The following is a 20,908-nucleotide window of genomic DNA, read 5'->3' on the forward strand; positions in this document are numbered from 1 at the left end:
CGACGCGCGGCTGGGGCGGCGTCAGGCCGTCGGCCGCCAGGGGGAGCCGGGCGGCGGGGCCTCCGTGGCGGGCGCGGCGGGCGGGGGCGGCGGCGTGGCCGGTGCGGTCGGCGGCTCCGTGGCCGGTGGCGGCGGCTCCGGCGTCTGGGGCGGCTCCGGCGCCGGGGGCGGCGGCGGGGACGTCGGCGGGGACGTCGTCGGCGGCCTCGTCCCGGGCGCGGGCGGCGGCCCGGTCGGGGGCGCGGGCGCCGGCTCCGTGGGGGGCGCGGGCTCGGGCGCCGGTTCCACGTAGTCGCTGCCGTTGCTCACCAGGATCGACACCAGCTGGCCCGGCACGGCGCGGCCGCCGCGCGGCGGGCTGGTGCCCAGGAGGGTGCCGGCCGGCTCGTCGCTGTCGACGCGCACCGTCCGCGCGGTGAACCCGGCGTCGGTGAGGGCCCGCTCGCAGGCCCGGACGCCGGAGCAGCCGGGCACCGGGCGGGTGTTGCCGTTCTGCACGGTCTCGTCCGCGGGCGGGAACTCGCCGCTGCCGCGCGCGGTGAGGATCGGCTCCATCGCGTCGTGCCAGATGGTGGCGCCCTTGCCGCCACCGAAGCCGCCGACGTCCTCGTTGCGCTTGGGGTTGAGGACCATGACGCTCGCGGTGATCTCGGGCGTGTAGCCCACGAACGCCACCGAGTAGTTGTCCTGCGAGGTGCCGGTCTTGCCGGCGATCTGGTGGCCGCGGACGTAGGCGCGCGCCCCGGTCTGCCCCGGGTTCCCCGGCTCGACGTCCTTGCGCAGCATCTGGTTCATCGTGTTGGCCACGCCCGGTGGGATCGCCTCGGGCGTGCACCGGTCGCCGACCGCGAGCGGTTCGCCGTCGGCGCCGACCGCCGGCTCCCCGTTCCGGTCGAGGACGGCGGTCACCGGGACGACGTCGCACTGCGTGCCGCCGGCGGCGAACGTCGAGTAGGCGCTGGCCAGGGCCAGCGGGCTGGTCGCCTCGGCGCCGAAGGTGAACGACCCGCGGTTCTCGTCGATGATCTGCTGGGCCAGCCCCGGCGGGCTGAACTGGAACAGCCCCGCCGCCTCGGCCATGCGCACCGGCTCCTCGACGCTGCCCAGGGCGTCCTCGAGCGCGAGGAAGTAGGTGTTGGAGGACTGGTACAGCGCCGTCGTCAGGTCCAGCGTCGAGCGGTAGCCCGACCCGGCGTTGCGGACGCAGTACCGGCCGTCGGTGTCCCGGCCCTCGCACGGGCCGGAGTAGACCCGGGAGACGTAGGGGTCGGGCGCGGTGAGCGTGTAGTAGGACGAGTAGCCCCGGGCCAGGGCCGCGGCGGCGACGAACACCTTGTACGTGGAGCCCGAGCCCTGGCTGGGCGCCACGTTGAGGTTGAACGACTCCTGGGTGCGGTCGGCGAGGTCGTAGCCGAAGGTCCGGTTGACGCTCATCGCCAGCAGGTGGCCGGTGCCGGGCTCGACGGCGGTGAACATCGCGGCCAGCGAGTCCTCCCGCGGGAGCGTCTCGAGCACCGCGGCGTCGCCGGAGCGCTGCAGCTCGGGGTCCAGGGTGGTCTGCACGGTGTAGCCGCCGTTGTCCAGCTGTTCCTGGCTGAGCCCGAGCTCCTGGATCAGGTACCGCTGCACGAAGTCGCAGACGAACGGGCCGACGCTCGCCTGGACGCAGCCGCGGGGCGGGGCGGGCGCGGGTGCCAGCCCGAGCGGCGCGGCCGCGGCCGCCGCCGCCTCGTCGGCGGGGACGAGGCCCTGCTCGGCCATCCGGGACAGCACCTCGTTGCGCCGCGCGGTGGCCGCCTCGGGGTCGGTGAACGGGTCGTCGTTCACCGGGCTCTGCACGAGGCCGGCCAGCAGGGCCGCCTGCGGCAGGGTGAGCGCCGCGGCGTCGACACCGAAGAAGGCGCGGGCGGCCGGCTGCACGCCGTAGGCGTTCTGGCCGAAGTAGACGGTGTTGAGGTAGCGGGTGAGGATCTCGTCCTTGCTGTAGAGGTCCTCCAGCGCCAGGGCCAGGCGCGCCTCGCGCAGCTTGCGGCCCACCGTCTGCTCGGTGGCGGCGGTCCGCTCCTCGGGGGTGTCGGCGGTCTGCAGCAGCGTCTGCTTGACCAGCTGCTGGGTGAGCGTCGAGCCGCCCTCGGCCACCTCGCCGGCGGCGATGTTGGTGACCAGCGCGCGCAGCGTCCCCTGCACGTCCAGACCGCGGTGGCCGTAGAAGCGGGAGTCCTCGATGGCCACCATCGCGTCCTTCATGACGTCCGCGATCTCGGCGGGCTCCACGGGGTCGCGGTTCTCGTCGTAGAAGTACGTGATCGGCTCGCCGTCGGCGGCGAGCAGCACGGTGTTCCCCGGCGGCGAGGGGTCGGTGAACTCGGTGGGCAGGTCGCCGAGCAGCCCGGTGGACTGCTGGGCGGCGATCGCGGGACCCCCGATCCACGGGAGGAGCAGGCCCGCCACCAGTGCCCCGGCGACCACGATCGTCGCGGCCAACCGGAGCAACGTGCCGGCCCGGCTGTCCTGCCGGTCCATGGGCCTCCCTCCCGTGCGCGCACACTGCAACAGAGATCACGTCCGGCCACAACGACCCGCGCCGTGCGGTCCCGCGGTCGGGGGACGCTCAGCCCTCCAGCAGGGCGGGCAGGTCGTCGCGGTGCAGCACCACCAGCGTGCTCACCGCCCGGGTGAGCACGACGTAGAGCCGGGACAGCCCCCGCGGCTCGGCGGCCACGATCGCCGCCGGGTCGGCCACCACGACGGCGTCGAACTCCAGCCCCTTCGCCAGCGCGGCGGGCACGACGGCGACCCGCCCGGCCGCCGGGCCGTCGTCGGCGAGCACCGACGCCGGCAGGCCCGCGGCGGCCAGCAGCCGCGCCACCTCGGGGACCGCGGCGTCGGCGCAGACGACGCCGACCGACCCGGGGCCGGCCGCGAGGTCGGCGACCACCTCGGCCAGCGGCCCGGCGAGGTCGGCGACCGGGCGGACGGCGAGCGCACCGGGGTCCCGGCGCACGGCGGTGGCCGCGGGCAGGCCGGGCGCGATCGCCGGCAGCAGCCGGTTGGCGTAGTCGAGGACCTCCCCCGGGACCCGGTAGCCGCGGGTCAGCGGCCGGACGGCGGTGTCCGGGCGGCCCAGGCCCGCGAGCGTCGGCGCCCAGTCGGCCGGCGACCACGGGCTGGTGGCCTGCGCGAGGTCGCCGAGCACGGTGAGCGAGCCGGCGGCCAGCCGGCGGGCCACCGCGCGGCACTGCATGGGCGAGAGGTCCTGCGCCTCGTCGACGACGACGTGCCCGTAGCCCGCCGTCCGCTCGAGCAGCCCGGCCACCTCGTCGACCAGGACGGCGTCGGCGGCGGTCCACGGCGCGGTGCCGACCGAGCGCGGCGCCGGGCGGTGCAGCAGCGCCTGCTCGTCGTCGCCGAGCACGCCGCGGGCGGCGCGGGCCAGGACCGCGGGGTCGCCGAGCAGCTCCAGGACCAGGCCGGCCGGGTCGCGGGCGGGCCAGACGGCGTCGCAGAACGCGCGGACCTCGGGGCTGCGTGCGGCCCGGCGGGTCTCGGCGTCGGTCGGGCTGCCGCCGGCCTCCTCCTGCTGCCGGCGGGCGTCCTCGGCGAGCAGCAGCGCCAGCCGCTCCCGGCCGGCGGTGTGGTGCAGCCGCTGCCGGTCGTCGGGCACGCGGCCGCGCCGCCGCAGGTCGTCGACGTACCGCTTGAGCCGCTCCACCGGCACCCGGTAGCGGCGGCCGGCCAGCGGCACCAGGACGTCGTCGGCGGGCTTGGCGATCGCGCCCCACAGCGCCCGCTCCAGCACCTGCGCCATGCGGGCGTCGCCCTTGAGGGCGGCGACCTCCGGGGCGTCCTGCGCCCGCACCGGCACCCGGCCGGTCAGCTCGGCGACCGTGGTCTGGTCGACGTCGACCTCGCCGAGGGTGGGGAGCACCTGCTCGACGTAGCGCAGGAACGCCCGGTTGGGCCCGACGACGAGGACGCCGGTGCGGGCCAGCTGCCCGCCGTGCGTGTAGAGCAGGTAGGCGGCGCGGTGCAGGCCGACGGCGGTCTTGCCGGTGCCCGGCGCGCCCTGCACGCACACCGACTCGGCCAGCGGGGCCCGGACGATCTCGTCCTGCTCGGGCTGGATGGTGGCGACGATGTCGCGCATGGGGCCGGAGCGCGGGCGCTCGATCTCCTGGAGCAGGACCCGGCTCGACGTCTCCGCCCGCGGCAGGGCGCCGTCGCCCTCCTCCCCCGCCCCGAGCAGCTCGTCCTCGTAGGAGGTCAGCTCGCCCCCGGAGAAGCCGAACCGGCGGCGGCGGACCAGGCCCTGCGGATCGGCGGCGCTGGCCCGGTAGAACGGCCGGCTCATCGGCGCGCGCCAGTCGATGACCACCGGCCGCCCGGCGGCGTCGCGCACGTGCCGCCGGCCGATGTGGAAGGTCTCCCCGTCGCCGTCGGTGCGGCCGAAGAACGGCGGCACGCCGGGGTCGGCGGCCAGCGAGCGCAGCCGCTCGGCGCGGGCGGCGCCGAGGCGCTCGGAGGCCCAGGCGTCGACGCCGGCGTCCACGACGGCGGAGGCGGCGGCGCGCATCCCGGCGAGGCAGTCCCCGGCGAGGGCCAGGTGGGCGCGCTCGGCGGTCAGGACGGGGTCGGCCCCCGCATCGCTCGGAGTGGCGGTCACGCTCGTGTCGGTCGGTGTCGCTGACACGGCCGGTGGACGTTACGCCGTCGTGTGCCGTGGGTCACGTCCGCCCCCGGGGTCGTGCGACTCCGCGGGCGTGCACCGGAGGCGGCGGTGTGGTCCCGCGGGCCGGTGGGGAGGATGCGGGACATGCCCGACTCGATGCTCGCCGGCCGGCTCAACGTGCGCACCAAGCAGTTCGAGGTCAAGGAGGTGCCGCGCCCGGTGCCCGGGCCGGGGCAGGTCCTCGTCGAGGTCCGCGCGGCCGGCATCTGCCTGTCCGACGTCCACCTCGTCGACGGCACGCTCAACCCGCTGTTCCTGCAGGGCGAGGAGGTCACGCTCGGCCACGAGGTGGCCGGCGTCGTCGCCGGGCTCGGGGACGGCGTGACCGGCTGGCAGGCCGGGCAGCGGGTCCTCCTGCAGGCCGGCGAGGAGGTCGACGGCTGGATCCACACCCGCGGCGTCGACTACGACGGCGGCTGGGCGCAGTACGCGCTGGCCACCGTCGAGACCCTGGTCCCCATCCCCGACGAGCTGCCCTTCGAGCAGGCGTGCATCGTGCCCGACGCCGTGTCGACGCCGTGGGCCTCGATCGTCAAGACGGCCGGGGTGCGCGCCGGGGAGCCGGTGGGCGTGTGGGGCATCGGCGGTCTCGGGGCGCACGCGGTGCAGCTGCTGCGGCTGGCCGGCGCGGCGCCGATCGTCGCCGTCGACCCGGTGGAGTCCGCCCGGCAGCGGGCCCTGGACCTCGGCGCCGACCTCGCCCTGGACCCGTCCGAGGACGTCGCCGGCGGGGTGCGGCAGCTCACCGGCGGCGCGGGCCTGTCCTGCGCGTTCGACTTCGCCGGCGTGGCCGCGGTGCGCGAGCAGGCGGTGCGCTGCCTGGAGCGCGAGGGCAGGCTGGTGCTCGTCGGGCTCACCGACCAGCCGCTGACCATCCGCAACGGCACGCAGTTCAGCTACTTCTCGCAGCAGGTCCTCGGCCACTACGGCTCCGAGCCCGGGCACGTGCAGCAGCTGGTCGGCCTCGTCCGGCACGGCCGGCTGGACCTGTCCCGCTCGATCTCCGGCACCCTGCCGCTCGAGGACGCGGCGAAGGGCATCGAGATGCTCGAGCGCAAGGAGGGCAACCCGATCCGCCTGGTCCTGCTCCCGAACGGCTGAGCTCAGGGCCGGTCGCCGGGTTCCACGACGTGCACCCGCACGGCGCGGAACCGGGCGGGGGTGGCCAGCAGGACCTCCTTCGTCGGCTCGCCGACCTCCAGCGCCGGTTCCCGGCGCAGCGCCGCCAGCGGGGCGAGCCGGGGGTCGGCGAGCACGGCGTCGACCATCCCCCGGTCCCCGCCGGTGAACAGGGCGTCGACCCCGCCGGCGTGCGGCAGCAGCACCCGGGCCGCGGTGTCGGCGGCCGCGGCGACCACGGCGTCGGCCTGGTTGCCGCGGCGCCGGGCGAAGCGCTGCTGGCTCCAGCCGCCGGCCGCGCTGCGGCCCTGCACCAGCCGGCTGTCGACCTTGGAGACGACGAGGTCCGCGCCGTCGAAGACGCCGGTGGCCCAGCGGCCGCGGCGCACCAGCAGGACGGCGGCCCGCCGCGGCCGGCGTGCGGCGGCGGTGAAGGTGGCGAGCGGCGCCGGGCCCGGGGTCCAGCCGAACGGCGCGCGCAGCGTCACGGTCGTGCCGTCGGCGCAGGTGACCCGCACGGTGCCGTCGTCGTCGACGGCCGTGTCGAAGGCGCCGTGCCGGGTGGCGACGCCGTCCAGCCACCGGCCGAGCCGCTCGGGCGCGACGCCGAGGACCCGGCCGCCGCCCGCGGCGGGACGCGGCCGGGTCAGCGCGCCATCGCCGGCTCGGCGGCGTGCTCGGCCGGCACGTGCAGCAGCCGCTGCGCGGCGAGCACGACGACGGCGGCGATCCCGGCCGAGACCGTGGCGACGAGGAACGCGGCGTTGGCGCTGACGGTGTCGACGACCTTCCCGGCGATCGAGGTGCCGACGGCGACGCCGAGGCCGAGCGCGGTGCCGATCCAGGTGAACGCCTCGGTCACCGCCACCCGCGGCACGATGAGCTCGGCGAGGGTGAACGAGCTGATCAGCGACGGCGAGACGGCCACCCCGGCCACGACGACGAACGGGATCATCACCCAGACGTTGCCGATGAGGACCAGCGGCACGGTGAGCACGGTCAGCGTCGCGAGCACGACCAGCAGCCGGTGCCGCAGCGGGTGCCGCCAGTGCACGGCGCCCCAGCCGATCCCGCTGATCATCGAGCCGAGCGCGAGGCCCGCGATGAGCACGCCGGACAGGCCCATCGCGCCGACCTCGTCGGCGAAGGCGACCAGCGCGATCTCCAGCGTGCCGAGGATCGACCCGACGGCGGCGCCGACGACGAACAGCACCCGCAGGCCCGGCGTGCGGATGGCCGAGGGCCCCTTGCGCGCCTCGTGCCCGTGCGGCGGCGGCTCGGTGCGCCCCTGCGCGGCGAACAGCAGCGCCCCGACGACGGCGAGGGTGAAGGCGGTGACGACGCCGGAGGTCGAGTGCCCGGTGGTGGACAGGAAGGTCACCAGCACCGGCCCGACGATGAACACCAGCTCGTCGACGACGGACTCCATCGCCAGCGCCGTGTGCAGGCGGTGGGTGCCGCGCAGCAGGTGGGTCCAGCGCACCCGGATCATCGAGGCGACCGGCGGGATGCACGCCCCCGCGACGCCGGCGGTGACGAAGAAGGTCCACCGCGGCCAGTCCTCCTTGACCGCGGCGAGGAACAGCGCCCCGGCCGCCGCGAACACCGCGACGACGGGCAGCAGCGTCCGGCGCTGGCCGAAGGTGTCCGCCAGCCGGCCGATGACCGGGCCGGCCAGGGCGGTGGTGACCGCGCCCGCGGCGGCGACCACGCCGCCCAGGCCGTAGGAGCCGGTCTCGTCCGCGACCAGCAGGACGCACCCCAGGCCGACCATCGACAGGGGCAGCCGGCCGATGAAGGCGGCGAGCACCATGGGCAGCGCGTGCGGCGTGCGCAGCACGTGCAGGTAGGGATTGGGCACCGGGGAGCGAACCTGTCGTCAGGGGGACGCGGGACCGCCAGCCACGCTAACCGACGTCCGCACGCTCGGCTGGCAGACGGCTCCGTTCCGTGCACGGACCGGCACGGACGAGCACGGGCCCCGCCCCGGACGACGCTGTCCGGAACGGGGCCCTGGACCCGCGCGGGTGGCCCCCCTGCAGGCGCCCGCCGCGGGCGTGCGAGCGGCGGGGGCAGGGGGTCCTCCTCCTAGGCGAGCCGGCTCTTGAGGATCTCCAGCTCGTCCCACATGGTGCTGGGCAGCTTGTCCCCGAACTTCTCGAACCACTCGGTGATCTGCGGGATCTCCGCGCGCCACTCGTCCTTGTCGACGGCGAGCGCCTTGCGCACCCGGTCCTCGGTCACGTCCAGCCCGGAGACGTCGAGCGAGCCGGTCGTGGGCACGTGGCCGACGGCGGTCTCCTCGGCGGCCGCGGTGCCCTCGATGCGCTCGACGACCCACTTGAGCACCCGGCTGTTCTCGCCGAAGCCCGGCCACAGGAAGCCGCCGTCCTCGTCGCGGCGGAACCAGTTCACGTAGAAGATCCGCGGCAGCTTGGTCGAGTCGTGCGCCTTGCCGGTCTCGACCCAGTGCCGGAAGTAGTCACCGGCGTTGTAGCCGATGAACGGCAGCATGGCGAACGGGTCGCGGCGGACGACGCCGACCGCGCCGGTGGCCGCAGCGGTCGTCTCCGAGGACAGCGTGGCCCCCATGAAGACGCCGTGGTTCCAGTCCCGCGCCTCGGTGACCAGCGGGATCGTGGTCTTCCGGCGGCCGCCGAAGAGGATCGCCGAGATCGGCACGCCCCTCGGGTCCTCGTACTCGGGCGCGAGGATCGGGCACTGCTCGATCGGGGTGCAGAACCGCGAGTTCGGGTGCGACGAGGGCTCGTCGGAGTCCGGCGTCCAGTCCTGCTTCTTCCAGCTGGTGAGGTGCGCCGGCGGCTCCTCGGTCATGCCCTCCCACCAGACGTCGCCGTCGTCGGTGAGCGCGACGTTGGTGAACACCGAGTTGCCCTTGTCGATGGTGCGCATCGCGTTGGGGTTGGTGTCCCAGCCGGTGCCCGGCGCGACGCCGAACAGGCCGAACTCGGGGTTGAGCGCGTAGAGCCGGCCGTCCTCGCCGAACCGCATCCAGGCGATGTCGTCGCCGAGGGTCTCGACCTTCCAGCCGGGGATGGTCGGCTCGAGCATCGCCAGGTTGGTCTTGCCGCAGGCGCTCGGGAAGGCCGCCGCGACGTAGTACGTCTTCTGCTGCGGGCTGGTCAGCTTGAGGATCAGCATGTGCTCGGCGAGCCAGCCCTCGTCGCGGGCCATCACCGAGGCGATCCGCAGCGAGTAGCACTTCTTGCCCAGCAGGGCGTTGCCGCCGTAGCCCGAGCCGTAGGACCAGATGGCCCGCTCCTCGGGGAAGTGCACGATGTACTTGGTCTGGCTGCAGGGCCAGGGCACGTCCTCCTGGCCCGGCTCGAGCGGGGCGCCCAGGGAGTGCATGGCCGGCACGAACGGCCGGTCGGTGCCCATCGCCTCGAGGATCCGCGAGCCGATGCGCGCCATGACCCGCATGGAGACGACGACGTACTCGGAGTCGGTGAGCTCGACGCCGAACATCGGGTTCTCGGCCTCGACCGGGCCCATGCAGAACGGGATGACGTACATCGTCCGGCCGCGCATGCAGCCCCGGTACAGCTCCGTCATGATCGACTTCATCTCGTCGGGGGCCATCCAGTTGTTGGTCGGCCCCGCGTCGGCCTCGTCGACCGAGCAGATGAAGGTGCGGTCCTCGACGCGCGCGACGTCGCTGGGGTCGGACGCGGCCCAGAACGAGTTGGGCTTCTTCGCCAGGCGGGTGAAGGTGCCGGCGTCGACCAGCCTCTGGGTGAGCCGCTCCCACTCCTCGTCGCTGCCGTCGACCCACACGACCTCGTCCGGGGTGGTCAGCTCCGCCATCTCACGCACCCAGGCGAGCAGCCGGGCGTGCGTGGTGGGGGCGTTGTCGAGACCGGGGGTGGTCACGGAGGTCACGGCGTCTCCATCCTCTGGGCACGCCGGGTGTCGGGACACCGGCGCCGGTGCGTGCTGTCTCCCGGGCCGGCGGAACGGGTCCGGCCGTCGGGTTCGGGAAGCGTACAAGCGGGGACACCCGCCTGTAACGGTGAGAGATGTTACGTCTAGGACGTCTACGTCCGCGCAGGGTCGGCACCGGGAACACCGCAGGTGGGAGCGGTGTTGGTTCCATGGCGTGACCAGTCTCACGAACGGCTCCGCGCCCTCCCCGGCCCTGTTCACCCCCCTGACGCTGCGCCGGGTGACGCTGCCGAACCGGCTCGTCGTCGCCCCGATGTGCCAGTACTCCGTGACCGACGGGCTGGTCGGCGACTACCACCTCGTGCACCTCGGCCGGTTCGCGCTCGGCGGCTTCGGCACGGTCGTCGTCGAGGCGACGGCGGTGACGCCGGAGGGGCGGATCAGCCACGGCGACGTCGGCCTGTGGTCCGACGCGCACGTGCCCGGCCTCGCCCGCGTCGCCGGCTTCCTGCACGCCGCCGGCGCGGTCGCGGGCATCCAGCTCGCCCACGCCGGCGCCAAGGCCAGCAGCCACCGCCCGTGGGAGGGCGGCGGCCCGGTGACGGCCGACGACGCGCGACCGGGCGAGCAGCCGTGGCCGACCGTCTCGGCCAGCGCGGTGCCCGCCGGCCCCGGCTGGCCGGTGCCGCACGAGCTCACCGTCGAGGAGCTGGCCGGGGTCCGCGAGGCGTTCGCCGCGGCCACCCGCCGGTCGCTCGACGCCGGGTTCGACGTCGTCGAGGTGCACGCCGCGCACGGCTACCTGCTGCACCAGTTCCTCTCGCCGCTGTCCAACCGGCGCACCGACGGCTACGGCGGCTCGCGGGAGGCGCGCTGGCGGTTCCCCCTGGAGGTGGTCGAGGCCGTCCGCGCCGCGTGGCCCGCGGACCGGCCGCTGTTCGTGCGGGTCTCCGCCGTCGACGGCACGCCCGACGGCATCACCCTCGAGGACACGATCGCCTTCGCCCGCGAGCTGCGCGCCCGCGGGGTCGACGTCGTCGACGCCTCCGGCGGGGGCCTGGGCGGCTGGGAGCACCCGCTGGGCTACGGCTACCAGGTGCCCTTCGCCGCCGGCATCCGCGAGGGGGCGGACGTCGCCACGATGGCGGTGGGGCTGATCGTCGACGCGCGCCAGGCCGAGGCCGTCGTCGCCGGGGGCATGGCCGACCTGGTCGCCGTCGCGCGGGAGGCACAGGAGGACCCGAACTTCGCCGTCCACGCCGCGCGGGACCTCACCGGCGCCTACGACGCCTACCCGGTGCAGGCCGGCCCGCGGCTGGGCCGGCGCGACGCCCTCCTCGGCACCCTGGGGCCGTGGACCGGCCCGGCGCCGGTGCAGGTGCATGAGCGCGCCCGGTGACGGGCCGCCGCGGGGCGCTGCTCGCCGCGTCCGCCGTCCAGCTGGCGGCGAGCCTCGCCGGGACGGCGCTGTCGCTGCGCCGGCGGCACGCGTTCGACACGCCGGTGCTCTCCGGGCGCGCGGCGACCGTCGGCCGCGACGCCTGGTGGGCCGGGACGGCGCTCGGCCCGCCGGCCTGGACCCTCGCCGTCCACGGCTGGGCGCTGGCCCGCCTCGCCGCCGGCGACGACGGGCGCGCCCCGCGGGTCCTCGCCGCCACCGGCGCCGCCCTCGTGCCCGGCTACCTCGCGGAGCGGCTGGTGCGGCGGCGGCTGACCCCGGCCGGCGCCGAGCCCGTCGAGACCGCGGTGGTCGCCGCCGGGCTGGTCACCGCCGCCGCCATGGCGGCGCTCGGCGCTCAGCCCTCCGGCGTCCGCCCGTAGTCGGGCCCGACCCGGGCGAGGAAGGTGTCCCAGTCGCCGGGGTCGGGGTGCCCGCCCATCTCGGCGTCGAGCTTGTCGAGGTACCAGTGCCAGCCGAGCGCGTGGTCGGTGACGTCGGTGCCGGCGGCGAAGTCCTGGGTGAGGTGCAGCGTCGTCCGGCCGCTCTCCACGACGACGGCGAGCCCGACCCGCCAGTCCTGCTGCTCCGGCCACTCGACGACGAGCTCCCGCGGCGGGTCGCACTCGGCGATGCGGGCCTCCGTCGCCGCCGGCTCCGGCTCGTGGGTCATCGTCAGCGTCCCCCGGCCGCCGGGGACCCGCTCGCCCTCGTAGGTGCCGAACCAGCGGGCCAGCCGGTCGGGCTCGGTGAGCGCGGCCCAGACGGCGTCGGGCCCGTCGCCCCAGGAGCGGCGGAACTCCAGCCGGAGGCGGCCGTCGGGCAGCTCGGCGACCGCGCCGGTGCGGTGCGTCGGCGGGTCGACGGGGGTCGCGGGGTCGGTCACGGGGCGTCTCCGTCCGTCGGGGGACCCGTCGCGCCGACCCTGCCGCACGTCGCGCGGGGTTGCCAGCCCGCCGCCCCGGGCAGGGACGGGCCATGACCGTCACCGACCCCGACGTCCCGGACCCGCTGAACGACCCCCGGACGACGCAGGCCGACCCCGGCGCCTACGCCCAGGGCGCGGACCTGGCCTCGACCGACGACGACCCGGCGTCCACCGGCGAGGAGGAGCTCGCGGCCGACGACGCGGAGACGACGGCCGGGCGGACGCTCGCCGACGACGCCGGCGGCGGGGACGTCACGGGAGGCGCGGTCACCGGCGCGTCGTGACGGACCGGCCCGTTTCCGTTGCCGGCCTGCGGGGAACCCGTGCGGACGCCACTCTCCGACGACGAGGAGGTCCGACATGGCCACGGGTGAGACCGGATTCGAGGACGTCGCCTACGACCTGATCTCGGTGCAGTACCACTCGCTGAAGGCCGGGCACGACTACGGCCAGTACGTCCGGGACGCGGAGAACGCGGGCCTGGACGACATCGCCGGCTTCTTCCGCGAGGTGATGGAGCAGGACTCGGAGCGCGCGAAGCGCTGCCACGAGTTCCTGAGGAACCTGTCGGGCACCGAGCAGGGCGGCCCCGCGATGGGTTGACCCGCACGACGACGGAGGGCCCCTCACCGCAGCCGGTGAGGGGCCCTCTGTCGTGGCGGGCCTAGACCGCGCAGGAGCCGTCCTCGCAGCCCTCGGCGGCGGGGACGGTGACCAGCGGGTGGGCGTCGGCCCAGGCCCGCTCCAGCACCTGCAGCAGCAGCTCGGCCGGCTGGGCGCCCGCGGCGCCGTACTTCCGGTCGACCACGAAGAACGGCACCCCGGTGGCGCCGAGCGCCTGGGCGGTGGCGGCGTCGGCGAGGACCGCGGGACGGAACCGGTGGTCGGCGAGCGCCGCCCGCACCTCGGCCTCGTCCAGGCCGACCTCGACGGCCAGCGCGGCCAGCGCGTCGACGTCGAAGACCGAGCGGCCCTCCTCGAAGTGGGCGTGCAGCAGCCGCTCCTTCACCGCGCCCTGCAGGCCGCGCTCGGCGGCCAGGTGGAGGAGCTCGTGGGCGAGCAGCGTGTTGCCGCTGACGCCGTCGGCGAGGTGGTACTCCAGGCCCTCACCGGCGGCGGTCTCCTCGACGTGCCGCATCACCGCGCGCATCTCCTCGACCGGGCGGCCGTACTTGGCGGCCAGCGCCGGGAGGGTCGCGTGGGTCTCGCCCTCGGGGATCGTGGGGTCGAGCTGGAAGGACCGCCAGACCACCTCGACCTGGTCGCGGTGCGGGAACCGCTCCAGCGCGGTCTCCAACCGGCGCTTGCCGATGTAGCACCACGGACAGACGACGTCGGACCAGACCTCGATGCGCACGGCATCCCCCAACTCCGGGCCGGCCGCCGTCATTCCGGGCGGTGGGCCTCCGCGCGGGCGCGCCCGTCGCCGGGGGTCGGGTCGAGGAAGACGAAGCGGACGCCCCCGTGGCGGGCGACCAGCCGCCGCTCGGCCTCGTCGGAGGCCCGCTCGATGTCGGCCACGGTCGCGCTGTCGGCGAAGTCGACCTTGGCCATGACGGCCAGCTGCCCGGGACCGATGACGGTGGTGAGCAGCACCGGGACGTCGTCGACCTGGGGCAGCCCGGCGATCTCCTCGCGGAGCTGGTCCTGCAGCCGGCGCGGGATCGACTGGCCGATGAGCAGCGAGACGTTGGCCCGCGCCAGCGACCCGGCCACGAGGAGCAGCAGCACGCCGATGAGGATCGCGGCGATGCCGTCCCACACCGGGTCGCCGGTCACCTGCTCGAGGAACAGCCCCAGCGCGGCGAGGACGAGGCCGACCAGGGCCGCGCTGTCCTCGAACGTCACGGCCTTGACCGTCGTGTCGGTGGTCTCGGCCAGGTAGCGGCGGGGCGTCGTCCCCCACGTGCGGGCGGCCCCGCGGACCTGCCGGACGGCCTTGAGCCAGGAGGCGCCCTCGAGGACGAAGGAGACCGCCAGGACGACGTAGGCGATCAGCGGGGAGCCCTGCTCCTCGCCCTCGAGGATGGTCTCGATCCCCTGGTAGAAGGAGAAACCGGCGCCGAGGGTGAAGGTCGCGAGGCAGGCCAGCAGCGCCCAGAAGTAGGTCTCCCGGCCGTAGCCGACCGGGTGGCGGGCGTCGGGCGCCTTGTCGCCCCGCTTGAGCGCGACGAACAGCAGCACCTCGGTGATCGTGTCGGCCAGCGAGTGCGCGGCCTCGGACAGCATGGCCGAGGAGTGGCTGACCAGCCCGCCGACCAGCTTGGCGACGGCGATGCCGAGGTTGGCCAGGCCCGCGACGACGACGGTGCCGGTGGACTCGCCGCCCGTCTCGCCGCCGGCGCCCTGCTTCGCGCGGACGTGCTCACGGGTGGGGACCGGCTCGCTCATGGCCGCACCGGTGCCCCGCGGTTGTCCGGCGCAACCACGTGCCGGTCAGCGGCGGGTCGTGCCCTGCCCCGAGCGGAGCGGGGCACGACCGCGCGGAGGACTCAGCGCACGCCGACGAGGTCGACCACGAAGACGAGCGTCGCGCCCGGCTTGATGACCCCGCCGGCGCCGCGGTCGCCGTAGGCCTTGTGCGGGGGGATCGTCAGCCGGCGGCGGCCGCCGACGCGCATGCCCTGGATGCCCTCGTCCCAGCCCTGGATGACCATGCCGACGCCGAGGCGGAACTCCAGCGGGTCGCCCCGGTCCCACGAGGCGTCGAACTGCTCGCCGCCGTCGTGGGTGACGCCGACGTAGTGGGCACTGACCAGGACGCCGGCGGTGGCCTCGGGGCCGTCGCCGACGACGAGGTCCTCGATCACCAGGTCGTCGGGCGCGGGCCCGGTGGGCGGCTCGACGTCGGGGCGGCTCAGGGGCTCGGCCATCGGTCCTCCTCGGATCAGGGGTGCCGGGGAGTCCCCCGACGGGTCCCGACCATCCAAGCAGCGGGCCCTCGGGGCCGCGCAGGTGCGGAGCGGGGCCAGGGGTGCTGGGCTGGTCCGGTGACCCCCGCTGACGCGCCGTGGTGGACGCGTGCCGTCGTCTACCAGGTCTACCCGCGTTCCTTCCAGGACTCCGACGGCGACGGGATCGGCGACCTCGGCGGGGTCCTGCAGCGGCTGGACCACCTCGCCGACCTCGGCGTCGACGTCGTCTGGCTCTCCCCGGTCTACCCCTCGCCGCAGGCCGACAACGGCTACGACATCAGCGACTACCAGGACGTCGACCCGCTGTTCGGCACGCTGGAGCAGCTCGACGAGCTGGTCGCCGGGCTGCACGCCCGCGGCGTGAAGCTGGTGATGGACCTGGTGGTCAACCACACCAGCGACGAGCACCCGTGGTTCGTCGAGAGCCGGTCGTCGCCGGACTCGCCGAAGCGGGACTGGTACTGGTGGCGGCCGCCCAGGGCGGGCCTGGCGCCCGGCGACCCGGGCGCCGAGCCGACGAACTGGCACGGCTTCTTCTCCGGCTCGACCTGGGAGCTCGACGAGGCCAGCGGCGAGTACTACCTGCACCTGTTCGACCGCAGGCAGCCCGACCTGAACTGGGAGAACCCCGAGGTCCGGCAGGCGGTCTACGCGATGATGCGGTGGTGGCTCGACCGCGGGGTCGACGGGTTCCGCATGGACGTCATCAACCTGATCAGCAAGGACGTCGGCCCGGACGGCGAGCTGCACGACGGCCCGCCGCTGCCCGGCCTGCCCTACGGGGACGCGACCGCGTCGGTGGTGTGCGGCCCCCGCATCCACGAGTTCCTGCAGGAGATGCACCGCGAGGTCTTCACCGGCCGGCGCGAGCAGCTGCTGCTGGTCGGGGAGACGCCGGGCGCGACGGTGGAGGACGCGCTGCTGTTCACCGACCCGGCACGCGGGGAGCTGGACATGGTGTTCCAGTTCGAGCACGTGGGCCTGGACTTCGAGGGCTCGAAGTTCCACCCGCGGCCGCTGCGGATGCGCGACCTCAAGGCCTCCTTCGGCCGCTGGCAGACGGGGCTGGCCGACGTCGGCTGGAACTCCCTCTACTGGGACAACCACGACCAGCCGCGGGCGGTGTCCCGCTTCGGCGACGACTCGCCCCGCCACCGCCGGGACTCCGCCACCTGCCTGGCCACGCTGCTGCACCTGCACCGCGGGACGCCCTACGTCTACCAGGGCGAGGAGATCGGGATGGCGAACTTCCCGTTCACCGACCTGGCCCAGTTCCGCGACGTCGAGTCGATCAACCACCAGGTCCAGGCCGTGGCGCACGGCGCCGACCCCGACGAGGTGTTCGCCGCGCTGCGCCGGATGAGCCGGGACAACGCGCGCACACCCGTGCAGTGGGACGCCTCGCCGAGCGCCGGGTTCACCACCGGGACGCCGTGGCTGGAGGTCAACCCCGACCACGCGGAGTGGAACGCCGCCGCCCAGCGCGACGACCCCGCCTCCGTGCTCGCCCACCACAGGCGGCTGATCGCGCTGCGGCACGAGGACCCGGTGGTGGCACTGGGCTCCTTCACCATGCTGCTGCCCGACCACGACCAGGTGTACGCGTTCACCCGCGGCCTCGACGGCGACACGCTGCTCGTCGTCTGCAACCTCGGCGCCGAGGAGCAGGACCTCGCCGGGCTGCTGCCGGAGACGGTCGGCGCGGAGGTCGTCCTCGGGAACCTGCCCGAGGACGACCCCGCCGTGCTCAGGCCCTGGGAGGCCAGGGTCCTGCGCCTGCCGTAGGCAGTTCCTCCGGCTCGTCGACCGTCCCGGGCCCCGCCGGCTCCTCGGCGGGGACGTCGAGCGGGTGGGCGACCTCGTCGGCCGGCAGCCGCCAGTACAGGATCGCCGCGATCGCCAGCAGCGGCGGCACCAGCCCGGTGAGCAGGAACGTGCCGGTGAGCCCGACGACCTCGCTGACCGGCCCGGCCAGCGCCATCGACAGCGGCATGAACGCCAGCGAGACGAAGAAGTCGAGGCTGGACACCCGGCCGAGCAGCGCCGGCGGCACCCGCCGCTGCAGCAGCGTCCCCCAGATGACCGTGCTCGACTCGAACGCCGCGCCCAGCACCCCGGCCGCGGCGATCATCACCCACAGCGACGACGTCCAGCCGAAGACGACCATCGGCACGCAGCCGAAGCCCCACAGCAGGTTCATGACCGTCAGGTAGCGCCGCGGCAGCCGCAGCGAGGCGACGACCGCCGACCCCAGCGCACCGCCGATGCCGAACGCGGCCAGCACCCAGGCGTGCTCGGTCGGGCCGCCGCCGGTCCGGTCGCGGACCGCGAAGGGGACCAGCACCTCGAACGGGCCGATGAACACGAGCACCATGAGCGAGGCGAACAGCAGCGTCGCCAGCAGCCACGGCGTGCGGACCATGTAGGCGACGCCCTCGCGGACGTCGGCGAACAGGCCCGAGCCGACCTCGTCGCGGCGCACCGGCACCGTCGGCAGCGCCGCCACGCACGCGGCCGAGACCGCCGAGGTCAGCGCCGTCGCGAGCAGCGCCGCGCCGGGTGAGAACGCGCCGACCAGCACGCCGCCGGCGGCGGGCCCGATCGCCATCGCCAGCGCCGGGCGGACGACGCCCTCGAGGCCGTTGGCGGCGAGCAGGTCGCCCGCCGGCACCACGCTCGGGACCAGCGCCGAGTAGGCCGGGTAGTACAGCCCCGTCGCGACGCCCTGGGCCAGGGCGGCCGCGGCCAGCGGACCGAGCGCCAGCGCCCCGGCCAGCGACAGGACGGCGACCAGCCCGACCGCCGCCGTCTGCAGCAGCGCCACGCCGAGCAGGATCCGCCGCTGCGGCACGCGGTCGGCCAGGGCGCCGCCGAGCAGCGTGCTGGCCAGCATGCCGCCGGCGGACAGGGCGGTGGCGAGGGAGAGCGCGGCGGGCCCGCCGCCGAGGTCGACCACCTGCCAGACCAGCGCGACCGTCCACAGCCCCTGGGCGAGCAGCGACAGCCCCATCGAGGCGGCCAGCAGGCGGTAGTCGCGGTGCCGCAGGGGCGCGAGCGCGCGCGGCAGGCCGGCCATCTCGGGTCCTCCTCGGGAGTCGGCGCACCGTCGGCGCCGCAGGCCCCATGCTCGCCGACGGGGCCGACAGGAGTCAGCCGGATTACCGGGAGACCGCAGGAACGGTCACGTCTACAGTCCCGTTCCCGTGGGCCGGGTGGTCGAGGCGGTGCTGCCCGCCCGGATGGGGACGTCGTTCCGCTGGCTGATGGCGTCGTCGTGGGTGAGCAACCTGGGTGACGGCGTGGCGCTGGCGGCCGGGCCGCTGCTGGTGGCCGCCCGGACCCAGGACCCGCTGCTCGTCGCGCTCGGCGCCCTGCTGCAGCAGCTGCCGTGGCTGCTGTTCGGCCTGCACGCCGGCGTCCTGGCCGACCGGGTGGACCGGCGGCTGCTCGTCGCCGCCGTCGACCTGGCCCGCGCCGGGGTGCTCGCCGTGCTGGCCGCCGCCCTGTTCACCAGCGACGTCGGGCTGGTGCCCGTGCTCGCCGCGCTGTTCGTGCTGGGCACCGCCGAGGTCTTCGCCGACACCGCGGCCGGCACGCTGCTGCCGATGGTCGTCGACCGCGCCGACCTGGGCATCGGCAACGCGCGCCTGACCGCGGGCACGCTGACGATGAACCAGCTCGCCGGGCCGGCCGTCGGGGGCCTGCTGTTCGTCGCCGGCGCCGCGTGGCCGTTCCTCGCCCAGGCGGTGCTGGTGGCGCTGGGCGCGGTGCTGATCACGCGGATGCGGGTCCCGCCGCCGGAGCGGCCGGCACGGCGGGGACGGATCGGCCGGGACGTCGCCGAGGGGCTGCGCTGGACCTGGGGCCACCCCGCCGTGCGGACGCTGACCGTCACGATCGTCCTGTTCAACGTCACCTACGGCGCGGCCTGGTCGGTGCTGGTGCTCTACGCCGACCAGCGGCTGGGCCTGGGCGCGGCCGGCTACGGCCTACTCACCACGGTCGGCGCGCTGGGCGGCATGGTCGGGACGGCGTCCTACGACTGGCTCGAGCGGCACGTCGGCATCGCCACGCTCATGAAGGCGGGCCTGCTGTTCGAGACGCTCACCCACCTGCTCCTGGCGCTGGCCACGACGCCGTGGGTCGCCGTCCCGGTGCTGTTCGTCTTCGGCGCGCACGCGTTCATCTGGGGGACGACGTCGCGCACGGTGCGGATGCGCGCCGTGCCGGCCGGGCTGCAGGGCCGGGTCGGGAGCCTCTACGCGATGGGCGTCTTCGGCGGCATCCTGGCCGGCCAGGCCGTCGGCGGGGTCGTGGCCCGCGCCTGGGGCGTGACCGGCCCGTTCTGGTTCGCGTTCGCCGGGTCGGCGGTGCTGCTGGCGCTGATCTGGCGAGAGCTGGACAACGTCGCGCACGCCGAGGAACCCGCCGTCGCCGTGGCCGGGTGAGGCACGTGGCGGCGTCCGGTTCCGCCTTCCGCGCGCGGAAGGCGGAACCGGGTGGCTCAGGTGAGCGGTGACCGGGGCAGCAGGCGGTCGCTGATGATCCGCTTCTGGATCTCGCTGGTGCCCTCGAAGATCGTGGTCAGCCGGGCGTCGCGCCAGTGCCGCTCGACCTGCCGCTCGGTGGTGTAGCCGTTGCCGCCGTGCAGCTGCATGGCCTGGTTGGTCACCTTTACCGCCATCTCGGTGGCCTCGAGCTTGACCATCGAGGCCTCCTTCTCGCAGCGCACCCCGAGGTCGACGAGGTGGGCGACCTGCCGGTAGAAGGCGCGCGACTGCTCGATCTGGGCGGCCATCTCCGCGACGGCGAAGCGCAGCGCCTGGAAGTCGCCGATCGGGTGGCCGAACTGCTCGCGCTCCTGCAGGTAGACGATCGAGTCCTCGAGCGCGGCGCGGGCCAGGCCGACGGCGCGGGCGGCGGTGTGCACCCGCGCGGTGTCGAGGAATCTCTGCGCCTGCGCCCACCCGGCACGCTCGGCCGCCTCGCCCTGCTCGTCGCTGGCCGCCGCCTGGTCGACGACGTTCCCCCGCGGGATGCGGACGCCGTCGAAGACCAGGTCCCAGGTGAGGAAACCGTGGTAGCCGATCTTGTCGATCGGGGTCCCGGTGAGTCCGGGCGGGAACGAGCCGCGCTCCTTCTCCAGCAGCAGGTTGACCAGCCCGGCGGAGCGCGACTCCCTCGGCCCGGGGTCGCGCTCCCGGACGAGGACCTGGATGAAGTCGGCGGCCTCGGCGTTGCCGCACCAGCGCTTGTGGCCGGTGACCACCCACTCGTCGCCGTCGAGGACCGCCCGGGTGGAGACGCCGGCGAGGTCGGAGCCGGCGTCGGGCTCGGACAGCGCGATCGCGCCGATCCACTCGCCCCTCGCGCTGCGGCGCAGCAGCTCCCTGCGCCGGGCGGGGTCGGCCACCGCCGTCCCGAGACCCTGCGCGCGGGCGAGGATGCTCGCGCTGCTCATCCAGGCGCGGGCCAGCTCCTCGGAGACCATGCAGTACTCGAAGACGCCGAGGCCCAGGCCGCCGTGCTCGGCGGGCACCGTGATGCCGAACCAGCCGAGCTCGGCCATGCGGGCCAGCAGCGCCTCCGGCAGCAGCCCCTTCTGCGGGTCCAGCTCGTTCGCGACCGGCAGCACCTCGTCGTGGGCGAACCGGCGGGCCCGCTCCTGCAGCGCCTGGCGCTCGGGGGTGTGCCACGGCGGCAGCAGCGCGGGCGGCTGGGGCTCGAGCAGGTCGGCGGGGCGCTCCTGGGTCGACGTCATCGTCGCGGGGCCTCTCTCCGTCGTCGGTGGTCGGTCCCGGTCCACCTTGCGGGCCGCTCCCGTACCCCGCACGGCGCCCCCGCGGGAGCGTGACCGACGGCACGCCCGTCCG

18 protein-coding genes are annotated in these 20,908 nt (G+C 75.4%); 7 read left to right on the forward strand and 11 right to left on the reverse strand.

Annotation, left to right across the window (positions count from 1 at the left end):
- Window positions 1-21: 21 nt before the first annotated feature.
- Entirely contained in the window at window positions 22-2,523 is a 2,502-nt protein-coding gene (locus ACFO3M_RS18495; protein ID WP_387992216.1) for a transglycosylase domain-containing protein, read from the reverse strand.
- 88 nt (window positions 2,524-2,611) lie between these two features.
- Window positions 2,612-4,663: a HelD family protein gene (locus ACFO3M_RS18500; RefSeq protein ID WP_387992219.1), complete on the reverse strand. Its 2,052-nt coding sequence runs from the start codon at window positions 4,661-4,663 to the stop codon at window positions 2,612-2,614.
- A gap of 150 nt (window positions 4,664-4,813) precedes the next feature.
- On the opposite strand from ACFO3M_RS18500, the gene ACFO3M_RS18505 reads away from it, so the two are divergent.
- Entirely contained in the window at window positions 4,814-5,830 is a 1,017-nt protein-coding gene (locus ACFO3M_RS18505) for a zinc-binding dehydrogenase (RefSeq protein WP_387992221.1), read from the forward strand.
- A gap of 2 nt (window positions 5,831-5,832) precedes the next feature.
- Here the strand turns inward: ACFO3M_RS18505 and ACFO3M_RS18510 are convergent, their stop codons facing one another.
- The 3 genes from ACFO3M_RS18510 to ACFO3M_RS18520 all read right to left on the reverse strand — a co-directional run bounded on the left by ACFO3M_RS18510 (window position 5,833) and on the right by ACFO3M_RS18520 (window position 9,751).
- Window positions 5,833-6,498 carry an acVLRF1 family peptidyl-tRNA hydrolase gene (locus ACFO3M_RS18510; RefSeq protein ID WP_387992423.1) on the reverse strand — a complete coding sequence of 222 codons (666 nt, stop codon included), beginning with the start codon at window positions 6,496-6,498 and terminating at the stop codon, window positions 5,833-5,835.
- Window positions 6,495-7,709: an MFS transporter gene (locus ACFO3M_RS18515; protein ID WP_387992224.1), complete on the reverse strand. Its 1,215-nt coding sequence runs from the start codon at window positions 7,707-7,709 to the stop codon at window positions 6,495-6,497. Before ACFO3M_RS18515 ends, ACFO3M_RS18510 begins: the two co-directional genes overlap by 4 nt.
- Before the next feature lie 227 nt (window positions 7,710-7,936).
- Window positions 7,937-9,751 carry a phosphoenolpyruvate carboxykinase (GTP) gene (locus tag ACFO3M_RS18520; RefSeq protein WP_387992227.1) on the reverse strand — a complete coding sequence of 605 codons (1,815 nt, stop codon included), beginning with the start codon at window positions 9,749-9,751 and terminating at the stop codon, window positions 7,937-7,939.
- A 217-nt stretch (window positions 9,752-9,968) separates the two neighbouring features.
- On the opposite strand from ACFO3M_RS18520, the gene ACFO3M_RS18525 reads away from it, so the two are divergent.
- Window positions 9,969-11,153, forward strand: coding sequence for an NADH:flavin oxidoreductase/NADH oxidase (locus ACFO3M_RS18525; RefSeq protein WP_387992230.1), 1,185 nt, complete (start codon window positions 9,969-9,971; stop codon window positions 11,151-11,153).
- Window positions 11,150-11,575 (forward strand): hypothetical protein, encoded by a 426-nt coding sequence (locus tag ACFO3M_RS18530; RefSeq protein WP_387992233.1) that lies wholly within the window; start codon window positions 11,150-11,152, stop codon window positions 11,573-11,575. Before ACFO3M_RS18525 ends, ACFO3M_RS18530 begins: the two co-directional genes overlap by 4 nt.
- Here the strand turns inward: ACFO3M_RS18530 and ACFO3M_RS18535 are convergent.
- The gene (locus ACFO3M_RS18535) at window positions 11,551-12,078 is read right to left on the reverse strand and encodes an SRPBCC domain-containing protein (RefSeq protein WP_387992236.1); all 528 of its coding nucleotides are present in this window, start codon (window positions 12,076-12,078) and stop codon (window positions 11,551-11,553) included. The two genes, ACFO3M_RS18530 and ACFO3M_RS18535, sit on opposite strands and share 25 nt — an antisense overlap.
- Window positions 12,079-12,170: 92 nt before the next feature.
- Here ACFO3M_RS18535 and ACFO3M_RS18540 point away from each other — a divergent pair, with 92 nt between their 5' ends.
- Both ACFO3M_RS18540 and ACFO3M_RS18545 read left to right on the forward strand, forming a co-directional pair.
- Window positions 12,171-12,404: a hypothetical protein gene (locus ACFO3M_RS18540; RefSeq protein WP_387992239.1), complete on the forward strand. Its 234-nt coding sequence runs from the start codon at window positions 12,171-12,173 to the stop codon at window positions 12,402-12,404.
- A gap of 76 nt (window positions 12,405-12,480) precedes the next feature.
- On the forward strand, window positions 12,481-12,723 hold the full coding sequence (locus ACFO3M_RS18545) for an acyl carrier protein (protein ID WP_387992242.1): 243 nt from the start codon (window positions 12,481-12,483) through the stop codon (window positions 12,721-12,723).
- 61 nt (window positions 12,724-12,784) lie between these two features.
- Here ACFO3M_RS18545 and ACFO3M_RS18550 read toward each other — a convergent pair whose 3' ends face one another.
- The 3 genes from ACFO3M_RS18550 to ACFO3M_RS18560 all read right to left on the reverse strand — a co-directional run bounded on the left by ACFO3M_RS18550 (window position 12,785) and on the right by ACFO3M_RS18560 (window position 14,993).
- A complete protein-coding gene (locus tag ACFO3M_RS18550; RefSeq protein ID WP_387992245.1) occupies window positions 12,785-13,477 on the reverse strand; it encodes a DsbA family oxidoreductase in 693 nt (230 codons plus the stop codon).
- 29 nt (window positions 13,478-13,506) lie between these two features.
- The gene (locus tag ACFO3M_RS18555) at window positions 13,507-14,511 is read right to left on the reverse strand and encodes a cation diffusion facilitator family transporter (protein WP_387992248.1); all 1,005 of its coding nucleotides are present in this window, start codon (window positions 14,509-14,511) and stop codon (window positions 13,507-13,509) included.
- A gap of 101 nt (window positions 14,512-14,612) precedes the next feature.
- A complete protein-coding gene (locus ACFO3M_RS18560) occupies window positions 14,613-14,993 on the reverse strand; it encodes an FKBP-type peptidyl-prolyl cis-trans isomerase (protein ID WP_387992251.1) in 381 nt (126 codons plus the stop codon).
- Window positions 14,994-15,110: 117 nt separating this feature from the next.
- Here ACFO3M_RS18560 and ACFO3M_RS18565 point away from each other — a divergent pair, with 117 nt between their 5' ends.
- Window positions 15,111-16,820 carry a glycoside hydrolase family 13 protein gene (locus ACFO3M_RS18565; protein WP_387992253.1) on the forward strand — a complete coding sequence of 570 codons (1,710 nt, stop codon included), beginning with the start codon at window positions 15,111-15,113 and terminating at the stop codon, window positions 16,818-16,820.
- On the opposite strand, the gene ACFO3M_RS18570 is transcribed toward ACFO3M_RS18565, so the two are convergent.
- A complete protein-coding gene (locus tag ACFO3M_RS18570; RefSeq protein WP_387992256.1) occupies window positions 16,783-18,111 on the reverse strand; it encodes an MFS transporter in 1,329 nt (442 codons plus the stop codon). The genes ACFO3M_RS18565 and ACFO3M_RS18570 overlap by 38 nt on opposite strands.
- Before the next feature lie 127 nt (window positions 18,112-18,238).
- Here ACFO3M_RS18570 and ACFO3M_RS18575 point away from each other — a divergent pair, with 127 nt between their 5' ends.
- Window positions 18,239-19,483 (forward strand): MFS transporter, encoded by a 1,245-nt coding sequence (locus ACFO3M_RS18575; protein WP_387992259.1) that lies wholly within the window; start codon window positions 18,239-18,241, stop codon window positions 19,481-19,483.
- 56 nt (window positions 19,484-19,539) lie between these two features.
- Here ACFO3M_RS18575 and ACFO3M_RS18580 read toward each other — a convergent pair whose 3' ends face one another.
- Window positions 19,540-20,796: an acyl-CoA dehydrogenase family protein gene (locus tag ACFO3M_RS18580; protein WP_387992262.1), complete on the reverse strand. Its 1,257-nt coding sequence runs from the start codon at window positions 20,794-20,796 to the stop codon at window positions 19,540-19,542.
- Window positions 20,797-20,908: the final 112 nt, after the last annotated feature.

The sequence above is a fragment of the Geodermatophilus arenarius genome (genome assembly GCF_042654585.1).
Taxonomy (GTDB): Bacteria; Actinomycetota; Actinomycetes; order Mycobacteriales; family Geodermatophilaceae; genus Geodermatophilus; species Geodermatophilus arenarius.

Excerpts from the sequence above, each read along its gene's own strand:
- ACFO3M_RS18570 (WP_387992256.1), bottom strand. The coding sequence starts at position 18,111 with ATGGCCGGCCTGCCGCGCGCGCTCGCGCCCCTGCGGCACCGCGACTAC.
- ACFO3M_RS18560 (WP_387992251.1), bottom strand. The coding sequence starts at position 14,993 with ATGGCCGAGCCCCTGAGCCGCCCCGACGTCGAGCCGCCCACCGGGCCC.
- ACFO3M_RS18540 (WP_387992239.1), top strand. The coding sequence starts at position 12,171 with ATGACCGTCACCGACCCCGACGTCCCGGACCCGCTGAACGACCCCCGG.
- ACFO3M_RS18555 (WP_387992248.1), bottom strand. The coding sequence starts at position 14,511 with ATGAGCGAGCCGGTCCCCACCCGTGAGCACGTCCGCGCGAAGCAGGGC.
- ACFO3M_RS18495 (WP_387992216.1), bottom strand. The coding sequence starts at position 2,523 with ATGGACCGGCAGGACAGCCGGGCCGGCACGTTGCTCCGGTTGGCCGCG.
- ACFO3M_RS18505 (WP_387992221.1), top strand. The coding sequence starts at position 4,814 with ATGCCCGACTCGATGCTCGCCGGCCGGCTCAACGTGCGCACCAAGCAG.
- ACFO3M_RS18545 (WP_387992242.1), top strand. The coding sequence starts at position 12,481 with ATGGCCACGGGTGAGACCGGATTCGAGGACGTCGCCTACGACCTGATC.
- ACFO3M_RS18580 (WP_387992262.1), bottom strand. The coding sequence starts at position 20,796 with ATGACGTCGACCCAGGAGCGCCCCGCCGACCTGCTCGAGCCCCAGCCG.